A 5,949-nucleotide genomic window follows, 5' to 3' on the forward strand; every position below is an offset into this window, starting at 1 on the left:
GCTCGGGTCGGCCGTGCTGGTGCCGTAGCTCTTCCCGTCATTGCGAGCGCAGCGAAGCAATCCAGGGGCCCCGTGCACGGAGCCGCTGGATTGCTTCGTCGGCTTCGCCTCCTCGCAATGACGAAGGGAACGCCTAGATAATCGATCGAGGAGATCCGACCATGTCCGACCATCTCGTGGTGTGCACGCATTGCGGCGGAGTCAATCGGTTGCCGGAGCAGCGGCCGGCGCTGGATGGCAAATGCGGCAAGTGCGGTCATAAGCTATTCGAGGGCCATCCGGCCGACGTCAGCGGTGAATTGTTCGACAAGCAGGTATCGCGTAGCAGCGTGCCGGTGCTGGTCGATGTCTGGGCGCCGTGGTGCGGGCCGTGCCGGGCGATGGCGCCGGCTTATGAGCAGGCGGCGCATGAGCTGGAGCCGAACGTCAGGCTGATCAAGCTGAACTCCGACAACGAGCAGCAGATCGCCGGCCGGCTCGGCATTCAGGGTATCCCGACCATGATCCTGTTCGAGAACGGCCGCGAGCGCGCCCGAACCTCGGGCGCGATGCCGGCGGGAGAGATCGTACGCTGGGTGAGGCAGCAGCTCGCGCACTAAGCGCCCGCTGCATCTCCCATCGCTTCGTCATCGTCTCCGGCGCACATAGGAACGGTAGCACCGGACCGTCGTTGTCGCCCGACCAAGCTCGAAGCTGGGGGGAAACATTGACGGATTCAGCGCTGCGTGGCCCAGCCACGGCCGACCGCTACTCGCTGCCTCGCACCCTGTTCCGCAAATTCGTCCACTGGGCGTCTCACACCTTCATCCTCTCCAGCAAACGCACGCGGCGCACCCGCGTCGGCGACGTTGTGCTCGAGGTGCCGCCATCGGTGTTTCATCCCGGCGTGTTCGTCACCAGCGGCATGTTCGCGGCGCATCTGCGGCGGCTCGACCTGCGGGGTAAGCGCGCCGTCGAGATCGGCACCGGGTCCGGCATTCTGGCGCTGTCGGCCGCGCTTGCCGGCGCCGACCAGGTGGTGGCGCTCGACATCAATCCCAACGCGGTGCACGCCGCCCGGATCAACGCCGCCACGAATGGCGTCGCCGATCGCGTCGAGGCGCGGCTGTCGAACCTGTTCTCGGCCGTCACTCCGGATGAGAGATTCGACCTGATTATTTCCAGCCCCCCGTCGTTCGCGGGCGAGCCGGTCGATATCGCCGACCACGCCTGGGTCGCCGGCCCGGGTTACTGCCATCTCCGCGACCTGTTCGGCTCGGCGCGGCGGCATCTCGCGGCCGGCGGCGAGATGCTGCTGCTGTTGTCCTCCGACACCAACATCCCGCTGCTGAAAGCGTGGGCGCAGGAAGCAGGGTTCTCGTGGCAACAGATCGAACAGAAATCGATCCTGATCGAGAAATTCGTGATCTTCCGCTTGCACGCCGGTGAGCCGCCGCAGTCACCGCGCGACGCTGAGCCTCAACCGGTCGGCGCTGCCGGCAGCGGCAGCGGGCCGTCGACCTTGTAGCTGCGCATCGCGAACGAGGTGCGGATATCGCGCACCGTCGGCAGTGCCAGCAGGCCGCGCAGCACGGTGGCCTCGTAGCTGGCGATATCGGGCACCACCACTTCGAGCAGGAAGTCGCTGTCGCCCGACACCAGATGGCAGGCGATCACCTCCGGCATGATCTGCACCGCGGCAATGAAGCTGTCGGCATTGTCGCGGGAATGCCGTTCGACCCGGATGAACGCAAACGCCGTGACCGCCAGCCCGACCGCAGCACGGTCCACCAGCGCCCGGTAGCTCGCCAGCACCCCGGCCTGCTCCAGCAGCTTGACCCGCCGCGAGCACGGCGACGGCGACAGCCCGACCTTCTCGGCCAGCACGATGTTGGGAATCCGGGCGTCGGCCTGCAGCTCGGCGAGGATTTTCAGGTCAATCGCATCCAGAGCGCTTTTGGCAGGATTGGTCATATGCTGCGCAACGAAGTGACGAAGATTGCTAATTTGAAGGCTCAACATAGCATGATTGGCAAGTTCGGTGGCGGAAATCGAGCCATACTGGCCACGAAGGAGCCCCCGCCATGACCGAATCCGCCCGCTCGCCCGGCTTTGCCACCACCGCGATCCACCACGGCTACGACCCGCTGGCGCATCACGGCGCGCTCAACCCGCCGCTGTTTTTGACCTCGACTTACGCCTTCGCCAGCGCCGCCGAGGGCGCGGCACGGTTCGCCGGCGAGGCCGAAGGCTTCGTGTATTCGCGGGTCGGCAATCCGACCGTGGCGGTGCTGGAAAGCCGGCTCGCCGCACTGGAGGGCGGAGAGGCCGCGCTCGCCACGGCCTCGGGCGTCGGCGCCCTGACGGCGCTGATCTGGACACTGCTGAAAGCGGGCGACGGCATCGTCGCCGACCAGATGCTGTATGGCTGCACGTTTGGGCTGTTCGAGCATCACCTGCCGCGGTTCGGCATCGAGGTCGTGTTCGCCGATCTCACCGATCCGGCCAATCTGCAGGCCGCGCTGCGCCCGAATACCAGGCTGGTGTTCACCGAGACCCCGACCAATCCGAACATGCGGCTGGTCGACATCGCCGCCTGCGCCGACATCTGCCGGCGCGCCGACGTCCGTCTGGTCGTCGACAACACCTACTGCACGCCGTATCTGCAGCGCCCGCTCGATCTCGGCGCCGATCTCGTCACTCACTCGGCCACCAAATATCTCGGCGGTCATGGCGATCTGCTCGCCGGCGCGGTGGTGGGGCCGAAGGAGATCATCGATCAACTCCGCTTCGTCGGCATCAAGGAACTGAACGGCGCCTGCATCTCGGCGTTCGATGCCTTCCTGATCCTGCGCGGCCTGAAGACGCTGAACCTGCGGATGGACCGCCACAGCGCCACCGCTTTGAGGCTCGCGCACGACCTCGAAGCGCATCCGGCCGTCGCCGCCGTGTACTACCCCGGCCTCGACAGTCATCCGCAGCGCAAGCTCGCGCAGCAGCAGATGCGTCAACCCGGCGGCATGATCGCGCTGGAACTCAAAGGTGGATTAGCAGCCGGCCGCAGTTTCATGGACAAGGTGAAGCTCGCGACCCGCGCGGTGAGTCTCGGCGACGCCGAGACGCTGATCCAACATCCCGCCAGCATGACGCATGCGACCTACGATCCGGCCGAACGCGCGCGGCACGGATTTACGGACGGACTGATCAGGATCTCGGTGGGACTGGAGGATTATGAGGATCTGAAGCAGGATTTGTTGGGCGCGTTGTAAACGACGCGCTCCTCGATAAGCGGGGACCGGAGTTCCAACTTCGATCCGACTTCGTGCCGGCCCTGCCGGTTCCCAGTCAGGTTCACGCAAATTACACCACGATAGCGAACGCTCTGATCTCGTTGGAACTTTCGCTCTGACGCCGACCGGCACCATGTTACGACTGTACCCTGGTGAGGGTTCGTCTTGGGTGGTGAGAGATGGCCGTTCGTGGAGTGTCATTGCGGCAGCCATACCCACGAGAACCGCGGGGGTGGCATCAGGAATGGTCGCTGCGCCGCGCGATGCGGATGGCACGCGCCGCGTATTGGGAGTCGCACAGCCCCGCCGCATCCGACTTCTGGATGTCGGCCGAATTCGCTTCCCTCTACGACGCCGAAACGCCCGACGATTGCGTCGCGATCACACCGGCTCACGACCATGACCTCACCGACAGCCACGCGATCCTGCAGGCTCACTACGCCGCGTGCTGGACGGAGGGCCGGCCGTTTGCGGTGGAAACCAAACTCATCAAGCCCGATGGTCGTCTGCTCGATTGCGTCGTGCACGGCGAACCGGAGTTCGACGCGAACGGCCAGGTGCAGCGGGTGTTCGGCATCGTCCGGGATGCAACTCCCGAGACGTCTGCTCTCCGACAGTTAGCCGAGAGCGAACAGCGGCTGGCAGATTTCGTCAGTACCGCGTCGGACTGGTGTTGGGAGTCCGGCTCCGATCATCGGTTGCTGCCCTACCCAAAATCACTCGACGGCAATGTGGCGCTGCGAACCGTCGCCTCCGGCGGACGGGCGAGATGGGAGCTTGCCTACGCACCCGAAGAAGAAGCCTCCATGGCTCTGCACCGAGAAGACATGGAAGCCCATCGGCCGTTCCGCGACTTCGTTTACACCTCGATGGGCAATGACGGTTCGCGGATCATTATCTCCACCAGCGGCAAGCCGATCTTTGCCGATGACGGGACATTCCTCGGTTATCGCGGCACCGCGAGCGATATCACCCAGCTCGCGGCCGCCAGAACCTTGCTCGACCAGCGCACCGGAGCCTTGGAAGAGGCGCATCGGCTCGGCCGGATCGGAACCTGGACTCATCGGCTGGATAGCGGCCGGACCGTGTGGTCGCCCGAACTCTATCAGCTGCTCGGCCTGGAGCCTGATGCGTTCGAACCGACCTATGACGGCACGGAGCCTTACTTTCTGGGCGACGATGCCGCCCGTCTGCTGAAGATCCAGAAGCGCGTCCTTCGCACCAGCACGACGGAAGCCACCGACATCCGGATTCTGCACACCGACGGCGCGCCGCGCGATCTGGCCATCATCTGCAAGGCCGAGATTTCGAACGGGACGGTCATCGGCCTGATCGGCACCGCGCAAGACGTCACCGATCGCAAGGAAGCGGAGCGCCGGCTGGAGCAGCTTGCCTATACGGACCCGCTGACCGGCCTTGCTAATCGCGCACTGTACAAGCGCCAACTCGCGGATCTGTTCGAGAACCCGATCCCGGACCACGGACAGCACGCGCTGTATCTGATCGACCTCGACCGCTTCAAAGAGGTCAACGATTCGCTCGGCCATTCCACCGGCGACAGCCTGCTGATTCACGTCGCCAGAGTGTTGCGGCAGGAGCTGGGTCCGCAGGCGTTTATTGCCCGGATCGGCGGCGACGAATTTGCGGTGTTGATCAGCACTGCAGCCACCTCTGGCGAAGCACCGCCCGCGCTCGCGAACCGCTTGATCGCCAAACTATCAGTCCCGGTCGAGCTCGCCGAAGGCGAAGCCTGCATAGGTGCCACCATCGGCATCGCGCTGTTACCAGAGCATGGCGCCACGGCCGAGAAGGCCTCGCGCAATGCCGACCTGGCGCTCTACATGGCGAAGGAAGCCGGCCGCGGCCGGGCGCAGCTGTTCGAGCCGATGTATGCCGAGGCGGTCGACCAGAAGCTCGACCTCGGCCGGCGCCTGCGCCACGCCGTCGACAGCGGCGGGCTCAATACGCACTACCAGCCACAGATTGACCTCAAGACCGGGCGCGTAATCGGCTTCGAGGCGCTGCTGCGATGGAGTCATCCCGAGCGCGGACCGATTTCACCGGCGGAGTTCATTCCGATCGCGGAAACCACCGGCCTGATCGTCGATCTCGGCCATTGGGTGCTGCGCGATGCCTGCAAGCAGATGCGCGGCTGGCTCGACGCCGGACTGCCGGCCCGGACCATCTCGGTGAACGTGTCTCCGGCGCAGATCTGGAACGGCGATTTCGAGAAGGTGGTGGCCACGGTGCTGGCCGAGACCGGCCTGCCGCCGGAGCTGCTGTGCCTGGAGCTGACCGAGAACCTGTTCGTCGATCATACCAAGCAGAAGGTCAGCACGACGCTCGCCGCGCTGTCGAAGCTCGGCATCCAGCTCGCGCTCGATGATTTCGGCTCCGGCTATTCGTCGCTCGGCTATCTGACACGCCTGCCGTTCAATCGCCTGAAGATCGACCGCACCTTCGTCGACGGCATCGCCACCGTGCCGGAGAAATGCAAGCTGCTCGGCGGCATCATCGCGCTGGCGCACGGCCTCGGCATGAGCGTCGTCGCCGAAGGCGCCGAACTACACGCCGAAGTCGACCTGCTCACCGCCTTCGACTGCGATTTCGTGCAGGGCTACGTGTTTTCACGGCCGGTCGCAGCGGATGAGGCGGTGGTGGTGGCGGGGGAGATTGAGCG

Annotated in this window: 5 protein-coding genes; 4 read left to right on the plus strand and 1 reads right to left on the minus strand. The window is 65.1% G+C overall.

From position 1 onward, the window contains the following. Positions 1-161 precede the first annotated feature (161 nt). Positions 162-599 carry a thioredoxin TrxC gene (gene trxC / locus DYI24_RS19635; RefSeq protein WP_164573494.1) on the plus strand — a complete coding sequence of 146 codons (438 nt, stop codon included), beginning with the start codon at positions 162-164 and terminating at the stop codon, positions 597-599. Between the two features lie 107 nt (positions 600-706). After that, entirely contained in the window at positions 707-1,507 is an 801-nt protein-coding gene (locus DYI24_RS19640; RefSeq protein ID WP_164573495.1) for a 50S ribosomal protein L11 methyltransferase, read from the plus strand. Here the strand turns inward: DYI24_RS19640 and DYI24_RS19645 are convergent. Beyond that, positions 1,459-1,953 (minus strand): Lrp/AsnC family transcriptional regulator, encoded by a 495-nt coding sequence (locus DYI24_RS19645; protein ID WP_164573496.1) that lies wholly within the window; start codon positions 1,951-1,953, stop codon positions 1,459-1,461. The genes DYI24_RS19640 and DYI24_RS19645 overlap by 49 nt on opposite strands. A 110-nt stretch (positions 1,954-2,063) precedes the next feature. Here DYI24_RS19645 and megL point away from each other — a divergent pair, with 110 nt between their 5' ends. Both megL and DYI24_RS19655 read left to right on the plus strand, forming a co-directional pair. Then, entirely contained in the window at positions 2,064-3,248 is a 1,185-nt protein-coding gene (gene megL, locus DYI24_RS19650; RefSeq protein WP_164573497.1) for a methionine gamma-lyase, read from the plus strand. 200 nt (positions 3,249-3,448) lie between these two features. After that, positions 3,449-5,949 (plus strand): bifunctional diguanylate cyclase/phosphodiesterase (locus DYI24_RS19655; RefSeq protein WP_164573498.1); only part of this gene is annotated, 2,501 nt, incomplete at its 3' end.

The sequence above is a fragment of the Rhodopseudomonas sp. BR0C11 genome (assembly GCF_010820945.1).
GTDB classification, from domain to species: domain Bacteria; phylum Pseudomonadota; class Alphaproteobacteria; order Rhizobiales; family Xanthobacteraceae; genus Rhodopseudomonas; species Rhodopseudomonas palustris_H.

Coding starts and splice junctions, on each gene's coding strand:
- megL (WP_164573497.1), top strand. CDS start 2,064: ATGACCGAATCCGCCCGCTCGCCCGGCTTTGCCACCACCGCGATCCAC.
- trxC (WP_164573494.1), top strand. CDS start 162: ATGTCCGACCATCTCGTGGTGTGCACGCATTGCGGCGGAGTCAATCGG.
- DYI24_RS19645 (WP_164573496.1), bottom strand. CDS start 1,953: ATGACCAATCCTGCCAAAAGCGCTCTGGATGCGATTGACCTGAAAATC.